This is a genomic window from Paenibacillus sp. TY11, from assembly GCF_059772165.1.
This window is the reverse complement of sequence record NZ_JCBAIQ010000008.1, coordinates 121,478-140,381: the sequence shown is the minus strand read 5'-3', so window position 1 is coordinate 140,381 and position 18,904 is coordinate 121,478. Positions and strand designations below refer to the sequence as shown.

The 18,904-nt window shown below is 41.0% G+C and carries 16 protein-coding genes; 2 read left to right on the top strand and 14 right to left on the bottom strand.

What is annotated here, in order from left to right:
• Positions 1-32 precede the first annotated feature (32 nt).
• From AC6EJC_RS11040 to AC6EJC_RS11015, 6 genes are all read right to left on the bottom strand, one after another.
• The gene (locus tag AC6EJC_RS11040; RefSeq protein ID WP_444954007.1) at positions 33-734 is read right to left on the bottom strand and encodes a hypothetical protein; all 702 of its coding nucleotides are present in this window, start codon (positions 732-734) and stop codon (positions 33-35) included.
• Between the two features lie 116 nt (positions 735-850).
• Positions 851-1,573: a hypothetical protein gene (locus AC6EJC_RS11035; protein ID WP_444954006.1), complete on the bottom strand. Its 723-nt coding sequence runs from the start codon at positions 1,571-1,573 to the stop codon at positions 851-853.
• A gap of 226 nt (positions 1,574-1,799) precedes the next feature.
• Positions 1,800-1,946 (bottom strand): hypothetical protein, encoded by a 147-nt coding sequence (locus tag AC6EJC_RS11030; protein WP_444954005.1) that lies wholly within the window; start codon positions 1,944-1,946, stop codon positions 1,800-1,802.
• 704 nt (positions 1,947-2,650) lie between these two features.
• Entirely contained in the window at positions 2,651-3,304 is a 654-nt protein-coding gene (locus AC6EJC_RS11025) for a hypothetical protein (protein ID WP_444954004.1), read from the bottom strand.
• A gap of 77 nt (positions 3,305-3,381) precedes the next feature.
• Entirely contained in the window at positions 3,382-9,180 is a 5,799-nt protein-coding gene (locus tag AC6EJC_RS11020) for an RHS repeat-associated core domain-containing protein (RefSeq protein ID WP_444954102.1), read from the bottom strand.
• Between the two features lie 84 nt (positions 9,181-9,264).
• Positions 9,265-11,280: a fibronectin type III domain-containing protein gene (locus AC6EJC_RS11015; protein WP_444954003.1), complete on the bottom strand. Its 2,016-nt coding sequence runs from the start codon at positions 11,278-11,280 to the stop codon at positions 9,265-9,267.
• Between the two features lie 358 nt (positions 11,281-11,638).
• On the opposite strand from AC6EJC_RS11015, the gene AC6EJC_RS11010 reads away from it, so the two are divergent.
• Together AC6EJC_RS11010 and AC6EJC_RS11005 are read left to right on the top strand one after the other, a co-directional pair.
• The gene (locus AC6EJC_RS11010; RefSeq protein WP_444954002.1) at positions 11,639-12,397 is read left to right on the top strand and encodes a DUF2087 domain-containing protein; all 759 of its coding nucleotides are present in this window, start codon (positions 11,639-11,641) and stop codon (positions 12,395-12,397) included.
• Between the two features lie 33 nt (positions 12,398-12,430).
• The gene (locus tag AC6EJC_RS11005; RefSeq protein ID WP_444954001.1) at positions 12,431-12,772 is read left to right on the top strand and encodes a GIY-YIG nuclease family protein; all 342 of its coding nucleotides are present in this window, start codon (positions 12,431-12,433) and stop codon (positions 12,770-12,772) included.
• A 2-nt stretch (positions 12,773-12,774) separates the two neighbouring features.
• Here the strand turns inward: AC6EJC_RS11005 and AC6EJC_RS11000 are convergent, their stop codons facing one another.
• The 8 genes from AC6EJC_RS11000 to AC6EJC_RS10965 form a co-directional block, all read right to left on the bottom strand.
• Positions 12,775-13,335, bottom strand: coding sequence for a GNAT family N-acetyltransferase (locus AC6EJC_RS11000; protein ID WP_444954101.1), 561 nt, complete (start codon positions 13,333-13,335; stop codon positions 12,775-12,777).
• 29 nt (positions 13,336-13,364) lie between these two features.
• The gene (locus AC6EJC_RS10995) at positions 13,365-13,922 is read right to left on the bottom strand and encodes a hypothetical protein (RefSeq protein WP_444954000.1); all 558 of its coding nucleotides are present in this window, start codon (positions 13,920-13,922) and stop codon (positions 13,365-13,367) included.
• Between the two features lie 308 nt (positions 13,923-14,230).
• Positions 14,231-15,175 carry a class I SAM-dependent methyltransferase gene (locus tag AC6EJC_RS10990; protein ID WP_444953999.1) on the bottom strand — a complete coding sequence of 315 codons (945 nt, stop codon included), beginning with the start codon at positions 15,173-15,175 and terminating at the stop codon, positions 14,231-14,233.
• Positions 15,176-15,289: 114 nt separating this feature from the next.
• A complete protein-coding gene (locus tag AC6EJC_RS10985) occupies positions 15,290-16,501 on the bottom strand; it encodes a rhamnogalacturonan acetylesterase (RefSeq protein ID WP_444954100.1) in 1,212 nt (403 codons plus the stop codon).
• A gap of 60 nt (positions 16,502-16,561) precedes the next feature.
• Positions 16,562-17,053, bottom strand: coding sequence for a ribosomal maturation YjgA family protein (locus AC6EJC_RS10980; RefSeq protein WP_444953998.1), 492 nt, complete (start codon positions 17,051-17,053; stop codon positions 16,562-16,564).
• Positions 17,054-17,369: 316 nt separating this feature from the next.
• Positions 17,370-17,957 (bottom strand): GNAT family N-acetyltransferase, encoded by a 588-nt coding sequence (locus AC6EJC_RS10975; RefSeq protein WP_444953997.1) that lies wholly within the window; start codon positions 17,955-17,957, stop codon positions 17,370-17,372.
• Complete coding sequence (locus AC6EJC_RS10970; protein WP_444953996.1) at positions 17,954-18,667, bottom strand: HAD family hydrolase; 714 nt, start codon at positions 18,665-18,667, stop codon at positions 17,954-17,956. Before AC6EJC_RS10970 ends, AC6EJC_RS10975 begins: the two co-directional genes overlap by 4 nt.
• Before the next feature lie 33 nt (positions 18,668-18,700).
• The gene (locus tag AC6EJC_RS10965) at positions 18,701-18,871 is read right to left on the bottom strand and encodes a hypothetical protein (protein ID WP_444953995.1); all 171 of its coding nucleotides are present in this window, start codon (positions 18,869-18,871) and stop codon (positions 18,701-18,703) included.
• Positions 18,872-18,904 lie beyond the last annotated feature (33 nt).

Below are 18,904 nucleotides of genomic sequence, written 5' to 3'. Positions count from 1 at the left end.
CGGCTCTCTGTTCTTTATATAATATTCAAATTTTAAACGATCTTCCCACTCAAATTAGGTTCGAGATCATAATCCCTTCCTATCAGCAATTTCAAATAAACTCTGCCCACGTATGATAAAATATCAAATAATGCATTAGGGTTACGTTGTCCCTTTAAAATTGCGTACATTTTATTCGATACAATCCTGATCACATCCATTTCTTTTTTCCTGAATCCAATAATAACTGGGCGATTAACGCTAACATAAGACTTAGGTTTAAAAATAACTCCCCAGTCCAACCCACTGTGATTACTTTTTACAACCTCTCCTAGATAAATGGCAATATCCAGTGTAAAAGCTTGGGATTGGGTATTAACCTTTTTGCCATTAATAAATGCTTTCATCCATTTAGAAGTTCTTGAATACTCCTGTTCTAAATCTGACGTACTTTTGTTTTGAATCTGTACATTTCTTAGATGCCATTCCCAAATATCTATAAGTGAGCGATGATTATAGTCCAGATGTATCTGTGAAAATGCGCCAAGTTGTTCTAAACGCGGAGGTATTTGTTTTTTAAACCAATTAAAATGTTCCTTCGCTTCATTTTTATTTATTTCAGAGTATTTTCTTTCATATCGAAAGGTGGTTGCATAAATCCATAGTTCATTTATATATTTTTCCCTATTTAACCCTTTTTTATCCTGTATAAACTTATATAATAGATACAGTGTCCCAACTCCTCTTAAACCCATAGAAAAGAAAAACCACACAGAATTAATCCATGTGGTTGGAGTGCAAACTCACTATTAAAGAATCATCTTGGACCGAATAAAAAATCGGAACATGTTTTTGCTCTCAACTAACTTGATTATTTCCTATTACCTTGAAGATTCTTTACAGTTCCAGCAAGGGCCTGATAGTGATTAATAATTGAGTTATTTTGAGGATTAGAAGCAAAACTGTTAGAGATTTGATAAGGCTCTCTATTAAAATTACTAATTCCACCTATATTTTTAATAGAAGGATCATAATTTTGATCGTAGTACCACTCACCATCTAACGTATGGATAAAAAATTCTCCTAAGAAATAGCTTGATAACAGAACGTTTTCCTCCGTCGGTTCTGAACTTAGCAAAGCTTCGATGGTTTTTAATGAATTTTCATCTTTAAAGTTCAGATTATTTACCTCGACAAATTTCTGTAGCTTCTCAAACCATCCTTTATCTAAAAAGTTAGCAGGAGGAAGCGTATCTTTAGGCACATTCTCTTCAAACCATTTTAGAGCAAACTGATCAATAATCTTTTCTAGGGTGATAAATATATCTCGTAATGACTCTTCATCCTCATAGTAATGAAATTTCTCCATCTTTGATCCATCAATGAAAAAAAAACTATTAACTGATTCGGACTCAGTCATAAAAGTAATGCGTATTGCATTCTCTGTCCAATAACTTTTATCGATTTGGATTGTTTCCTTAAACCCATTGACTATTCTTGTAAAAAACCAAGTATTGTTTAAATGCTCATAAGTAAAGTTCAAAGCAGCCAATTTGTTCCCTATGGTTTTTCTGATAATATTTGATATTTTCACACAATTCTCCTTACAAGATAATTGGGACATGCATCCGTGGAACAGGAAAAATTCCTCCTACTCCCAATTTAATGAGCAAATGATCACGTCAGAGCATGTTGTCTCCTAATTATATATTTCCAGAATGAGGAGCTAAAAAGAAACCTCATAGTGTTTTATACTCCATGTGGTCAAAATAACTATACTATTAATTTTTAATCGTTCAAGAGTTCCTGATTTATTCTTTTCATTTCTTTAAGGCACAATCAATTCTGTCTAAATCTATGACTGTTTTATCAACGCCAACTACAAAAAACAACTTTAGCCAGAAAGCATCTTCTTGAGCATAATTTTCAATAGCTTGTTCAATAATTTCTTCTGTTAATAATTTCACAATAATATCTGAGTGGCGATGCAGGAATAAAATCAATATTCACTTTGGTCATATAACTAATTAGATTTTTTGGGGTACATACAACCACAGAAATATTTGTCCCATCTTCAAGTTCAATAAATATATCTATTTTATCATCCTCAATATCTGCTATTTGAGATAGTGGAGTTGGATATACAATTTTTTTATTCTCATTTGAGCTCCTCATTTACCGTAAACTTTATATAAAACATTAATTACTTTTATTTCCATTAAAGCAATTAATATATCTTGTTAAATTGTTCGTTCCAATCCCGGGTTAACATTTCCTTTAAGGAATTTAGCCACAAGCTCATCCGAGTCTGCTTGAATTGCAGATCCACAGCTAACCGGACAAGTCATACACATAAATGTACATAATCTTCGTCGCTAAACCTTCGACCTCAGCTTCGCCTTCTCGTCTTAAAAATATCGGGTCGTTTTACCACCCTCTATACGCTCATACAGAAACTCGTCTCCGTTGTGCTATTTCTGCCTCTTTGCCTTCATCGCTCACCTTGGTCAGACGGCAGACTGAATCATACGTGTAATCGGTGTTTCATGCCGCACACTTTACAACCCATTAAGTAAGTACCAGAAAGAACTTACTCGCAATGAAGGACTCATTATCTTAAGAAAACCACAACACGAAACTATGTCGCATTGTGGTTAAATGGTTTAAAATCCTATTTTACTATCTGCGCAGTACCCGCCTCTACATCAATTAGATAAATTCTGGAATCCATATTATAATCTTCTACATTATCTTGTTCCAATGTAGACAGTTTATACTGATAAGGTACTTTAGTTGGCTTAAGGATAGCCCATGCCCAATCATCACCACTTCCACTTAAATAAGGTTCTCTATTTTTTCTTATAACTATAGGAATATTCATTTCCATCCCAGACGAAACATCCTTTAAGTGCAATTGTTCACGACTATTTCTTTGGAAAGGATTGATTAAATCAATGCGATATTCATATTTTTGATCTGACGTGAGTCGCATAGGATCACTTCTAACATCATCATATAACCACCCTCGGGTAGAAGTAGCTCCGACCAAATGATAAGAAAAAAAGAGTAATGATACCATCAGTAGCACTGATACTATATATTTTGTTCCGCTAAATGGTGCCCATCCTTGCCAGATATACGTTAGAGATATCAACACAATGATAATGGATGGAATTCCGCATACCATTAGTATCACTGTCTCTATTAAATCTTGCTGTCGTTGAAACCCTCCAGTTGACCCTAAAACAAACCAGATTAAGGCTGCTATGTTTACAAAAATAGGTACCATCCATATTATTTTGAACCAAACAGGCATTTTACTCATTTACTCCCTCCTGTCTATGTTTCATTAGTTTTTACATATCAATTTACATTAATCATATCTAAATTAGCGAATACCGTTTAATTTGCTGCTCTATTCTTCATTAAATTTTTATACCTAGCTTCAGAAAAATTATGTTGTAACAAAAGCGGTCTAACATATTTATCTAGAATATTAGGATTTTTGTGCATTACAGAATGGGCTTCTATTGGATGCCTAAAAAAATACGATGATAATTTCACTTCAACATTCTCAGCACCAGGGTATTTGCGTTTTGCTTCTCCTAAACCCCAGAATCCTCCGTTAACTTGAACAATATCATTATGGTTATAAACATTGATATGTTGTCCTACTTTTTCTTCTAACCGATAACCTCTTATTGGAGTCGCTATAGTGATAAGAGTATCAACGTGCACCCCACGCTTAGCTAAAACATTAGTTGCCATGATTGAAACATTGCCTCCGTGGCTATGCCCCATGATCCGTATAGGTTCTTTAGGATGAGATTTGTGATAGTTATAAATCTTATTCGCTACTATCTCTGCACCTTCAACCCGTGCTCCATTATTATTCCCTCCGCTCCAATCCAAAGTATCAGTAGGCTCATGAAAAAGCTCTTTTTCAATATACGTTTTACTATTATTCCATGTACTTGAATCAGAAAAAGTACCATGAACTAACCAAACTTTATGTCCACTTGGATCAGTATACTTTAACGGATTATTATTTGCATACGCATACCAGTTCAAGCTTTGCGGATCGCTTATCTCCCCTTCATACGCATCCTCATTAATAAACCTTCCACTATCAGGATCATACCATCTCGCACGCAGGTATTGTAACTCCGTTGTATCATCCCATAATTCGCCTGAATACCGGAATGGGTTGTGAACTTTTTCTTCCTTGACCTCTTCATTACCCCAAATATCATATTGATATTGATTCAGCAAGGCTCCGGAGGAATCCCTGATTTCAATAATATCTCCGTGACCATTGTAGACGGGATAGGCTTTGGTTTGATCCGCATAGGCTATAGCCTCTAATTTCAGACCTCGAATATAATTAGCTTTTAAAACAGGCTTTCCATTTTCAATCATAGCCTCTGCTATAATTTGGGCACTGTTTCCATCATAGTAGTATCGGGTATGAACGCCATCCTGTATACGTTCTGTCAGTAATCCATCCCCGTTGTATTGGTACTTTACGAGCTTTCCGTCAATCTTGACTTGAGTCAATCGGTCCTGATCGTCAAAGCTGTTCTCACGCGGCTTCGTATGAGGAGCTCTCTCCGTTTCCATCGTAAGACGATTCCCTCTGGCATCATACGAATAAGCATCCTGATTTTCGGTGGAGGTAGCAATCCGATTCAGCTTATCATACGTAAATGAATCCTCTACACCATTTTGAGTACGTTTCGTGATATTTTTACCAGGATCATAGCTATATTGAAAGCTGTTCGTTTCCGCATCAGATCGTGTGTGCTTTAATTCAACTAATTCGATCCCGTTATATTGGTTTTGCTGGCGATAACCATTTGCAGATACGGTTGTGTCCAACAATCCATTTTTGGTATAGGAATATTCCGAAACAGGCTTATCTTTTGTGCTACCTACGGTCTTTAATCTGTTCAATTGATCATACGTGTAATTTACTTGCTCGCCAAATGGTCCTGTCATTTCGGTTCGATTCCCATTAGCATCATACTGATTGGAGAGCTTTAAACCATCCGGGTAAGACAAGGTATCTAATTGCTCCGTATACGGATCATATGCATAGGATGTTGTACCCGTCTGATCTGTCATACTTAGGCGTTTGCCCGCAGCATCATATACGTAGCTGACTGTCTCATCTTTACCTACACGCGACTTCAACCGATTTAGGCTATCGTATTCAAAAGAAGTTACATTCCCATTGCGGTCTATTTTCTTGGATAAGTTCCCGTTGGTATCGAAATAACGCTTCTCAACCTGGTTTTTCTCATCCTTGGTTTGAATCACTCTACCCAATTCATCATACGCTTTAACCTTGGCATGACCATCCGGATACGTGATCTGAGTGAGATTACCCAGCATATCGTAAGTGTACTTCGTCGTTTCGCCGTTTGGCTCTGTCACAGATGTTGGATCACCTAGGGCATTATATGAAAATTGAGTCTCATTACCATTGGCATCGGTTTGTTTTAAAATCTGGTCGTTTACAGCATCATATTCTACTTTGGAAGTTTTTTTCTCAATACCATCCATTGCTGATTTTTCTTTGTTTTGCACCAGACGATTCCATTTATCGTAGATTTGAATTTGTTCATTAAGCTCACCGTCTCGTTGAGTTACTTGACGAAGAGCATCATTATACTCAACTACTGCTTGTGAACCGTCCGCATAGGCTGTTGACGTTGTACGGCTCCAAACGTCATAGCTATAGCGTGTCAGGTGACCGAGCGCATCTTCACTGGATACTAATCTGCCGTTTGCGTCATAAGCTGATTTGGACTTGATCACGTAATCGTTACCTTCATACAGCCCCGACTCGATATTCCAGCCTAAAGCATTGTAACGTGACTTTGTTCGTATCCCCAGCTCATTCGTAACCGTTACAGTGTTCTCGAGATCATCGTAGGCTACACGGATACTTTTACCGTCCGGATAGGCTACAGCCTTTACGCGGTCAAGAGCATCGTATTGATACCCGGTTTTCTGACCTTTCCCATCCAGCGAGGAAGTGATTAAACCAGTTGACTTATCATAATCGGTCTGAATGGTTACTGTGGATTTTTCTCCATCAATATTTGTAACCTCCACACTTTGTTTCGTTGGAAAAGCATGATCGTAGCCACTGCTGTATTCCGTTGTTGTAGTCACGGACTTGTTACCATTCGCAATCGTTTGTACCGTTGTATTTCCGTAAGCATCGATACCCGAATAATTTACTTTTTGTAGTAATTCTCCCCCGGAATGATCCTTGGCGACGATGACCTGCGTTACTTTCCCCTGCGGGTTTCGAATGTACTCTGTAACTCCAGAGCTGTTGGAATCAATCGGTTCCGTAATGGTTTTAATCCTAAGCTTGTCGTCATACGTATACGCAGTTTGTGACCCTTTTTCATCCACTGAGCTTGTCATATTACCGTAATCATCATATTCAGCAGTCGTTGTCAAAACATCTCCATTTTGATTATTGCTGGACGAGGTACGGGTTGGAACAGGTAAGGTATATGCTTTGCCTGTCACCTGCTTACCGTATTGATAAGCTGTGCTCTTTTCAGAATCTCCTGCTTTAACCACAGATTGATCCAGGTAATACTGTGGTGGCGTGTCTGCACTAATAAACTTTTTATTATAATTGAATGTTGAACGAACTAATCCATTATCTGTTACGGTAGAAAACGAAGTATCTTTCACATAGCTTTCGCCCATATCAGAATTATAATGAATCGTTTCCTGATTATAGTTTTCCGTTTGATTATTTTGATATGTGATTTGATCTACACGTGAGACCGCTCGATATGCCTCGTTTACCGAATTGGAGCCGATATATCGTTTTACTGGCTGGTCTTCGTAGGTATACAAAGTAGAGGCTCCAGTAGGATGAAATACTTTGGTTAACAAAGCGTATGGATTAGAGATTTGTCTTTCTGGATGTGACGCGCTCAAATTAAACTTGGCCGGTGCCAATGTATAGGAATATGTCGTTTTTCTGCCTGCGGCATCTGTCACTGAATCCAGCAATTCAACACCTTGTTCTGTATGTTTATGATAGACAACTGCACGGTTTCCTTTAGACAAAGTAACGTCTGTAGCCGTATATTGAATATCAATCGAGTTGCCGATCGCATCTTCTACCTTACTAAGCAATTTGCGTTTATAAGTAGCATTGAGTTCATAATTGAACTTTATCGTGTTATGATATGCATCTTCAATTTGCAGCAACTGCCCGTCTTTGGAAAAATATTGTTTTTTCATTCCATCAACAGAAGTTAATACATATGCTGAATTTTCTCCATTAACTGTTACTGAAGTATCGGGAGTGAAGGTCAGTCCTTTCCAGTCGTAACCTTTGAGCTGGTCACCCTCAATTTCATAGCTGCCACCATCCCCCAAGTGCATGTACTGCTTACCCTCTTTGGTTTCTACATAAGGTAAATTCCAGGACCACCCCTTGCCAAGAGGGCTCAATTGATCTTCTAAGGCAGGATAGGTACGGTTTTGAAAAATAAATGAAGGTTGATAGGCTACAATCTCAGCAAAGACGGTAGCGTCCGCATCTGCTGCAATATAATATTTATTCCCATCGTCACTCGGAATTTCAGTCTGAGGATTACTGTTAATTAAATCCCTATAGAGCTCAGCCTCAGCAATCGTTGTGAACAGGGCTGTCTGCCGACGAACGGCTGTTTCGAGCCCCTCTGAAACAATCGTTTCAATTTGCGGTGAGCCCTCCATGGTAAAGGCCGTTCTTGTCCTTCCACCTTTTCCATTACTTGTCCACTCGCTATAACCAATATCACTGGTATAACCGGGCTTAGTAACGGTTCCGCTATAATCTTGCCTCCATTCTCGGGTATCAGCAGTTCCCTTATTGAACACTGTTCCTGAATAATACGCTGTTCCGTACTCGCTACACATGATTCTACCAGGAGAAAAGCTAGGGCATCTTTGAGGAACAATCATACCTGTTAAGGACAAATCCCCTTCATATGAATCCCTGTCGTAATGTAATTTAGAGTCTCCACATGACGAACCACTTGGATAATTCCGTGTTATATTTCCAGCGCTATCATAAAAGAACGTATTCATAACACTACATTGTTCCCCGAATACATTTTTAAAACTTGGAGCTGTATATGATCCCTTGATGACTCTGGCTTGTCCATCTTTGTTTAATGTTCCTGTAAATCCATCTTTGCTGTACTTTATTGTATCAGGAAAAGCCTTCTCCCATTTTCCCGTTTGAGAGTCCTTTTCTACTCTGGACTCCGGAGCTGTAGTATAGGTTATTTTTTGTCCCGCTGCTTGACTAGCAGCTTCATAGGTTGTGTATGTGCCTATAACTTTGGTTTCCGGCTGAAGATTATAGGTATTCACATCAACATTCCCATCACCGTCTGTGTCCTCTTGCACCCATCTTTTTTGCTGATAGGCTACCTTGTACGACTTGGTAACAGGTTTCATCATCGCCTTAAAGTAGACATAATAATTTTGCACAGCAGCACTGTTGTCAACAATTTCAGCGCCTTTGTCAAAAAATTGAGCACGATTTGTATCATATTGACGCGTCAAAGAAAAGCCCAGTCCGTTTCGTCCAGGCAGAGTTAAATCTGTGTTTTGCAGCGACAAGCTACCTGATAAAGTGGATATTGATTCTTTATCGTCGCCAACAGAATAAGGTGCTTCATTAAAGGAAGATTTATTGTAAACGGGCGCTTCCTCTCTAATAGGTGGAAGCTGTGGCACATTCGCCATGAGATTTAGTTTCAGGAAATCCGTCTTATATACATCTTCAGTGACTTTGTTCGTAGGAACAGGATCATCAGTTGGATAAACATCATCTGTAACACTATGAGAAATCAGGTTATCTAGTGGAGCATCCGATAGCTTATTATATACGTCACTTGTTACAGTCTGTGATTGGTTTTCCTCTGAAGGAAATAACGAAGCTACTGCCTGATCGTAGCTTATATGATCCTGTTCAGCCATATATAACGCTGTATAAATTTGATTTAATGAATAACCTTTCTTTAATTGTTCCGAAAGAAAAGATGATGTGACTCCAAATCGGGCAGCCATTTGATCCGCCGAATATTGCGAATTGTCCTTCCCTGCACCGAATACATTTGGAGGAACAAGGCCGCTAATTGTGCCAAAAATAAATGTAATAATCATGATTATCGCTATATGACGTCTTGTTGTTCTATACCGCAAGTTCTTCTCTCCATTCCCGAATTTAAATTGTGTTACATATCTCATTTATTGGGAGTTGCTCACTTTTATAATCTGTATCAGGTTACCATTAGAGTCATATTGATATTGGAAAACAACCTGACCATCCTGTTCAATATGCTCAAGCCTTCCATTAGCGTCATAAATATATTTATACTTTCTAGATAAGCCGCTTTTAACACTATTGCTAAATTCCGAATAGTTACCAGCCGCATCCTTAGCTTTAACTGCAAACATATATATTTTCTGAGGTTCTAATTGGTCCACTTGAAAGGTTAATTCCTTAGTATTGCCTATCATTTGACCATCACGATAAACATCGTAGCCAACGACTCCAACATCATCTGTAGATGCTTCCCAGGTTAGAATAATGCTGTTAGGCGTAGGTCTGGAACCTACTAACTTCTTAGGTTTGGAAGGACTTGTTATATCCTTGGGCAAATCATCAATAGCCGGTATACGATCCAATCGATCATTAAGCTGTTGTTTGTCTGTATCATTGAGATGCACTAGTAAAGTGCGGGCCATATTAATCTCCGTTTGCAATTTTGAAGATTCTGCTTTTTCAACTGCCTGCGTAGCTGTCGTCAATTGTTCAGTATAAGCAGCTTTTGCATCAATGATTTTTTGTATTACTACTACCCTTTCAACAAGCTTGCCCTTGTCCTGATCACGAAGTTTGTTTATTAACTCTATAGCTGTATTTACATCCGTCTGTAATTGGGTTGTCTCTGCTTGTGCCACCGCTGCTTCAGCTTTGGCCAATTGTTCTATATATTTGGTATCCAAAACTTTTACAACAAAATTCTGCGATACAGACTTACCTAACGGGTCTGTAGCTGTTATGGTTATCGTCGATTCTCCCGAACTTTGGGGCTGCAAATTCAGTAGTGAGGTATTCCCCCTTGAGTCCTTGACCAATTGGTGGGTGACTACGGCTGAGTTGGAATTTGTACCTGAATATTGAAGCTGCTGCTGGTCAGGTTCTGTAAAATATTCGGATAAATCTTTATTTGAGGCTCCCTCATCCATTTCAATCGTGATAGCTGGAATGCCCTTAATCGTTACTGGCGCTCTATTAATCAAATTTATTACCGATTCCGTAACTTGCGACACATTTCCGGCACCATCTGTTGCCCGTGCCTGTATGCGCGTTCCATACTCATTGACATCAATGGGAGAGTTATACACCTTCCATTCGCTTTGATTGACACGGTATTCCCTTGTCGCTGCATCAGTAGGATAGTTGATTGTCACTCTGATATTATTTGCTACTTCATTCGCAGGGCTATTACTGAATGACGGTGGGGCAGGAGGTGTTTTATCAATGTTGCTAATCACCAATAAATTCTCAGTGCTGAGGTTTCCGTATTTATCTGTATAACGAGCAAAAATAGTAGTGTTTTCAGACACCTGAAATGGATTACTGTATGGAGTCCACGTACCGTTCACACCGATTTTGTACTCGCTTTTAGAATTAGCAGGTACACTATCCAATTGGATAAGAACATTTTGATTCGTCATCCCTGTAATATTGGAACTTATGTGTGGACTGGCTGGAGTGGTTAAGACAATTCCTGAGTATGTAAAAGTTCCTGAGGATTTGGATCCATTCCACTCATTTATATAAAAGTAATTTACCGTTATAGCATTGGAAGATACCGAGACATTGTAAAATTTAACCGATAATGCAGCCCCAAGATTTTTGGAATAAACGACTACATTGTTTCGAATGAAATTGATATAAGGGGAACTTGCCTGCACATGTACAATCGAACCATCCGACAACGTTACAGTTTCATGTGTAGACGATGGTTCTGAAGGCGTTGGCTTTTCTTCAGGAGGCCCAATTGATCCTCCTCTGTCTGGTGGTGGATACAGATCTGGTATTCCACCCGTAAATGCTGCTGACACTACTGCTTGAGGAAACACAGCTACGCTCCACGGAGATAAAGAAACAAATAAGCAAAGCATGATTAAAAAGAGTTGTTTAGCATTCTTTCCTTTCCCTCGCTGCCTCATTTCGTTCAAAAAAAATTTCATTTTTAAAATCATCCTCCTGCATATAGTGGTAATGCCTAGTTAGAAGAATACTAAAATTAAAAATAATTTATAATTCAATCATATTTCGCCCTCTTTCAGAAAAATGTATTTTGATTTACATATGATAACAATGTCGTATTAAATTTGTATATAGCGAAGATTGTCGAAATAAAGAAAAATATATAAATATTTTTAAATTGCCATAAATTATGTTTAAAACAATAACATCCTTTTTTAAACATTATATGAATTTGAATATCCAGTATACTTTTAGAATCATCCCACTCATTGATTTAAGGTAAACAAAATGTTATATTGTCTATAAAATAATCATCATTTAATTGAGGTGTTTGCTAAAATGGATCATTCCGAACTGTTCTGGAATGCTGGAATCGAAGAACTGAAGCGTGGGTATATTCGCCAAGGAGAGCAGGTAATTTGCCTGTTGGACGGACAGCGATTTGAGCAAGGCATCATATATCAGGATCAAGGGGTATTTTATGACGCGGAGAGGTACATGCGACTTCATATTGAGCGGACGTATGGTTCTGTCTTTGACTATTTGATCGGCCTGGACAAAAAATTAACCGGGCTAACGGATCATCAGAATCGGTTGCTTCAGCTATTTTATCAAGGCATGGGCGATGCGGATATTCAAAAGGAAACCGGAATCGGTAGCGCATCCACCATACGTAATCATCGCTTTGGTCTCAAAGAAAAAGAACGGCAGGCCAAGGTATTTCTCACTTTAATGGAGCTGCTAAAGGAGAAGGACCGCCACGCTCCCGCCATTGTAGAAGTACCCATAGGAGCACGGATGGTGGACGAACGCTACAACATTACGGAAGACGAAAGACAAAAGGTACTCACGAAGTATTTTCCGAATGGTACAGACGGACGCCTGAAAACCTTTAAAATGCAAGAAAAGCACAAGCTGATTGTGCTGCGTGAAATTGCGGGCCGTTTTGTGAAGGGACAAATATATCATGAGAAGGATATCAATGCGATTTTACAGGAAGTGTATGACGATTATGTCACGGTGCGAAGATATATGATTGAATACAATCTATTGGATCGCAAGCCGGATGGCAGTGAATATTGGTTGAAGGAATCTTGAAGCTCAACGTTTATACAATAGGAGGATTCGACAATGAATCGAAGAAAAGAATTGGTGCAGCAGTACATGGAGATTAAAACGGAGGCAGGAATCTATTGCATTCGCAATACACGTAATGGGAAAATTTTCGTCTCTTCCACGCCGAATTTAAAGTCGCTGAATGGGCGGCGTTTTGAGCTGAACATGGGTGGATTTAAGAATAAACAACTGCAACAGGAATGGAATGAGTATGGCGAAGATTCGTTTGAATTTGAAGTGCTGGACGTTTTGAAGAAAAAGGACTCAGCGTTCTTTGATGTCAAAGATGCACTGGCAAAGCTGGAGCAGACCTGGCTTGATCGACTCCAGCCTTACGGGGACAAAGGGTATTTGTAAACTTACGAATCTACGGGATGCTCTTTCCGAAGGTATCCAAAAATAACAGCGTCGACAAATTGACCTTTTTCATAAAAATAGTCTCTCAAGTGACCCTCTTTAGTAAAACCACTTTTGAGCAGCAGCCGTCTGGAGCCTTCATTATCTGGATCAATGAAGGCTTCTATACGGTGAACCTGAGGCAAATGAAAGCCATAATCCACTACCACCTTCACCGCCTCTGTCATCAGGCCTTGCCGCCAATATTCCGGTGCCAGCTCATAGCCGATTTCAATACGGGAGTGCTCCTTGTGCCAGTTATGAAATCCAATTGTACCCACGATCCGCTCAGGAGCTTCTTTTAACGTAATCCCCCAACGAAAGCCCTCTTGCTTCTCGTATCTGGTTAGCATGGAACGAATAAATTTTTCTGCTTGCTCTACCTCTGTAAAGCTTTCCAAATCATAATATTTTGTGACTTCATCTCTGGAGAAATAGGCGAACACATCCTCCGCATCCCCTAATGTAAGCTGTCTTAAACGAAGCCGTTCGGTTTCCAGCACCGGAAATATTTCCTTTATCATCATCCATCTCCTCCTTCATATAAAAGAACTTATTTTATCAACCACCAGCCAATCCCAACCATCACTCCATTTATGAAGAATAATACAATACATGCTCTCCACTTGTTGATTCCACTTGTTTGAAAAAAGCCGGTCACTGTACTACGACACATGAACAACGTAAACAACAAATTCCAAATAATACGCATACCATATTTTACGTAGTATAGAGCAGGGTTTAGCTGTACACCCCCCAACGTTGGAGGGATATCCGGAATAAACAGAATTGCACACGCATAACGCATGGTCTCATATGTAAAATAAAATACTGCCAGCCACCAAGCCCACTTCTTACCAAATAACATACCGACACCGGCAGTCGTCCCTGCCAAACCGAGTAACGCGATAAATCCTTGAAACATGCCCCTGCAAATGCCTACTAACGTAGAAGCCTCATTTAACGCATTAAGCGTCAATAGCTGTGTCACCAACAGAAGTGCTCCATTAAAGATCAGTAAAATGGCTGAAATGCTTACACCTAAAGGTCGCTCGAAAACCACGTTCGTTACATAATCTTCTACTTCTTTTTTCGTATACAGATCTGACACTTCTTCTACTCTCCTAACCCAATTATATACATCCATTTTGGGCGAGTATAATAACAGTATGTTCTCGCCTCATTCCCATATATCGGCTTTTAGGAAAATATGGTTTAATCTTCCCTGAAAAATTCCGTTATCCGTAGGCTAATCATTATTATTCAGGGCAGCTATGCTGCTAATGATCATCCTCTAATGGTGTCAAATCGCGTCATGAGAATCTTCATCATTAACAGAATCCCAAATAGAGTAATATCTATCCTTATACTACCATTCCAAGAATGAATCTGACAAATGAATGGACCTACCACTAGCGCTTATGAATGTATACGCGTTATTTTCGTGGCTTTGTAACCTTCAGATGACTGGATATACTCTACTTGATAACCCATTCGGGCATCCAAAAGCTCTTCCATAAATGGAAGGCACGGACTGTAAATAAAACTCCCTCCTGGCCGAATGGCTCTGAGCAATTCCATATATTTGCGGGCGTACTCATGAATATTACCATCTGCCTTCAAATGATGATGTATAAAATGATTGGAGAATGCCATATGTGAAACGATCGTTCCCCATGTACTTTCCTCAAAGGTGATCTCTAACCAATCTCCTTGAGTGACACAACCTTCTGTTTCAGCCAACCGATCTGTTCCGTAAGCCTCAATTCCAAGGGCACGTAAATAAGTAACCAACCGTGCCTCTGATCCGCAGCCGACATCTAGAACAGGCTCTTGCAAACGAGCAATCTCCAATCCCAACAGATTGGCTTGCAACTCAGGCGTGTATTCCTCACAAGGTATCCAAAAGGTATACTCACACTCTGCATACTTAGCAAACATTGCACGTCCGTTGGTACGAGTTAAAAAATCTCTCAAATGTCCGTAATGCTGCTGGAGCAGCAAGTCCAGGTTTGCTCTATCTATAGATTTCTTCTGGAACAGCTTTTCAATCCGGGTGAAGAGTCGATCATACAGCTCCGTAAGCTCCCTCGCATGATCTGTGTGAAAATGTAGATACTGATTGGTATTTACAAACTGGTACAGTATTTTAGCAGCTACATCTGCTACAAAAGCGTTATACGTATGCTGACGCTTCAAGCTTTGAAGCATGAGGATCAGTTCCGAGCTTCTCTGCGTCAGCCAGTACGTCATTTCCGTTGAAGGTCCTAACAGGACAGATCCCTCGCGCAAATAAAATAAACTCCGATGCTGATTATAGAGGAGTTGACCGTTAATAAGACTATTAAGTTGAGCGACTGTCATTCTCACTTCCTCCTTAAGATCCAGACGTTAAGGCCCTACCCAAGCCGAAACAATGCTATCTTTGGGTAGGGCCAGCTTATTTTCTAAGTATACCATGGGTATGGAAATTGCGTTTTATTGCGGATCCTTCGCCTGTACATAAGAGGATAAAGGAATGTTCAGCTCACGGATCCCCTGGGCTACCAGCCGGGCTATTTGCTCCGCACCGTACTCCTGAAAATGTGTATCATCCTTCACTCCATCAGGAAATGCAGGATACACCCCTGGCTCCAAATGTAAAAATAACGGGAGTGTTCCTTCCAGGCCAAGTGTATCATAGTACGCTACACTCAAACGACTAAGATCGACCAGTGCAACATCTGTCTCCGATGCTGTTTCCTTCATGGCCTGCACATATTCCGGGAAACTAATCCGAAACGAAGCACTTGCCGCATCATAATCCCGGCGTCCAACAGGAGTAATTAGCACAGGTGTCGCACCTCGTTGGGTGGCTCCTTGAATGTAGGTTTTCAAGTAAACTTTGTAATCCGCCGGTGAAACATAACGCTCCTGGTTGTTGATCGCAGCATCATTATGACCAAACTGTATGAGCAGATAATCTCCTGGACGGATATTCCGTAAAATATCATCTAACCGCCCTTGTACCAGAAAGGTCTTCGTGCTTCGTCCACCAATAGAACGGTTCACAAAAATAGTTTCATCTGTAAAGAACGGAGCAATCATTTGCCCCCAGCCCGCCTGAGGCTTCATCGCGGATTTATAGGTTTGAACCGTAGAATCTCCCGCAAGGTATACCGAAGGATGTTCTCCAGCCGTTCGAGCTTCCTTGGGGGTGATAACCAAAGCGTTAATCTTCGCTTCATTTCCTGAGAAATACAATTCGAGCTGACCGTCGATGAGTGCAAGTTCAAATCCAGCCTCGACAAATTGTCCTGCTGTTTTGGCGGTAGGTTCTACCTTTACGATGGACTCGGCTTTAACAGTAATGTCTATGTTTCCGGCAGTATCTCCGGCAATCAGGGAAAGCGTGTAATCCGCAGGTGGTAAATTGACGACAAATGATGATCCTTGAACACGAACAAAATCCGAGCGAATAGCATCACTGCCACCACGATCCTCTTCGCTTACCTTGGAGAGATCCATAAATCCATAGCCTCGCTCAGGCGTGTAAGCATCCTTGGCGGTGACCTGGGTGTATCCGTCAGCTACGTTCCCCGGGCCAAAGTCAAAACGAAGAGGCGCCGCAAGTTGTTTTTCGGCCAGTGTCTGCCCTGGAATAAGTATGGTTGCAAACAACAAGCTGAATCCTGCGCATAATCCAATCATCTTACCGAGCAACCTGTGACGCTTTCCCTTTTGTTTCAAGCGCAACCCTCGCTTTTCTTGTTATTTGAGTGATTTGAGTGGTTTGTCATCGTCTATACGTGTATTGATCCCCACCAGCTTTTGGCAGCCTAGGTCCAGCGCCCAGGATACCGCAATACCAACCGTATACCTGATCAGATCCGCGGTCAGGAACCCTTTGCCGAGCACCAAGCCGCCCAGCATCGTCGCTCGAATGTGGTTAATCCAGGGAGCCTGGTACATCTGACTGAACTCAATGACGAAGCAAAACAGCAAGCTGCCCCACAGGGCTACAGACAACTGACGATTCACCCACAACATTCTCAGCCCAAAATAAATCATGCATGCCCACAAGGCATCCCCAAAGTGATTGGCAACGAATTCAGGCAACCGGGAGGAGAAGGTCCGGCTTCCCAAACCCAACAAGATCGTGACCAGCACGGCAATCAGGTACGCAGCGCGAGCCTTCCAGCGGAATTTCGCCTTTATTTCCCGATTGGCCTTCCTGCTGACGCTCTTACGAACGCTCCTCATGCTAAATCACCTGTCCTAACGCTGGAAAATCTCCGCCAAGCTGCTGGAAATTCGTAAAGTATCCTCTTGGGATAGCGCTTGCAAGATTGCTGAACCTTATGCTGATGTCATATTGTATGCACACCAACTTGTCTGTATTTTTCGTAATATAATTAATCATAATGAGCCTCCGCAATATCGTACAAATGTTGCTTGTAAATCAGATGATCCTCGCGCAGCAATAACGTATCCCCTCTGCAATTCCTGTCCAGCAGTCTGTCATTAAGCCACCGGAGTAGGAAGCGGAAGCGACTTCCAAACTGTTCGTGTGGGGATACTAAAATTCAATACCACGCACCTTGGCAAAAACCATCTCGTGTGCCCATTTTCCTTCTTCGTCATATTCAACGTTCCTTAAAATACCCTCCAATGTAAAGCCTGCTCGTTCCGCTACCTTGGCGCTGCGTGTATTTCTGGAATCACAACGAATCTCCAGTCGGTTTGCCTCCAAATGCTGTATAGCAAAATCCGTAATACCATGAACTGCCTCTGTTATAATGCCTTTCCCAGTCCATGATGTTCTGAGCCAATACCCGATTTCAAATCTGCGTGTATCCCAATCGATACGATGCAAGCCGCTGCTGGCTACAAATTCTCCCGAAGTCGTATCAAATATATACAGCATCATGTCAGACCGATCCAGAAATTTAAGTCTGGCTTGGCGTGAACGGATTTCAGATTCCTCTGCCGTAGGAAGATTTCTTGCAAAAGGAAGCCAAGGCCGCAGTTCGTTCGCACTCTCTCGCATCGCCTCATTGACCGTCGCTCCATCCCCCCACTGCGGAGCGCGTATGGTCAATCGCTCCGTCTGGAATTGGTCCGGGAACGATAAGAGAATGGGGTTCGGTTGCTGCTCCATACTCATGATGCTCCCTCCTCCATATTCGTTGAATAACTAAGACGATCCAGCCAACCTGTGATTTCACGCAAACTCCCAATCTGATAGTCCGGTACAATGCCCTTTTCCTCCCACGGCATAAAACCTTCCAGCCAGATGGTATGCAAGCCTGCACTTTGCGCACCACGAATATCATTTGTCGGATGATCGCCTACATAGCAGGCATGACCGGGCTCGACAATTTCCAGCTCATTTAGAGCCAACTCGAAAATCCGAGGATTAGGCTTCTCGATGTGTACACCGCCCGATACGATAATGGAATCCACATAATCCCTCAGCATAACCCGGTCGATTTTTGCTTGCTGCGTGCGGAGTGAACCGTTGGTGATAATCCCTAGCTTCAAACCACGTGACCGCAGTTCGGACAGCACCTCCTTGGCCCCGTCCATCAGTACCGTAAATTTATGAAATTCACCATACCAAAAGCCCAGCATCTCTTGTACTGTCGTATCGGGATTTTTCAGTTCCAAGTCTTTATGCAGCTCGGTATACAGTTCCCTCTTATCCCGATATCCGTCCTGATCCGCCAGACGTATCCGTTCAACGACAGCCGCGCGGCTCGCCGGTTCTTCTGCCACAATAAATCGTTCTACAAAGCGCTCTGTATATGCCGCGAACGCCTGTTTGCGATGAATCAGTGTATTATCCAGATCAAAAATGATCGCTTCTATGGCCATAAGCAGCTCCCTTCCTTCTTCCTCTTACACCGATTAGGCTGAAACAAATTGAATAATTCCTATTAGAAAAAACAGAAAAAAAATAGACAAAATAATAATAAGCATGTACTTCATAATTTTTCCGGAAGTCGACCCGCGCTCCAGCTTCGCCTCGATCTGGGTCAATCTATCTTTAATTTCTTCCAAATCCTGTTCCACCTTCACATGCACTCACCCTCCATCGTTTTGCGGTCTCCA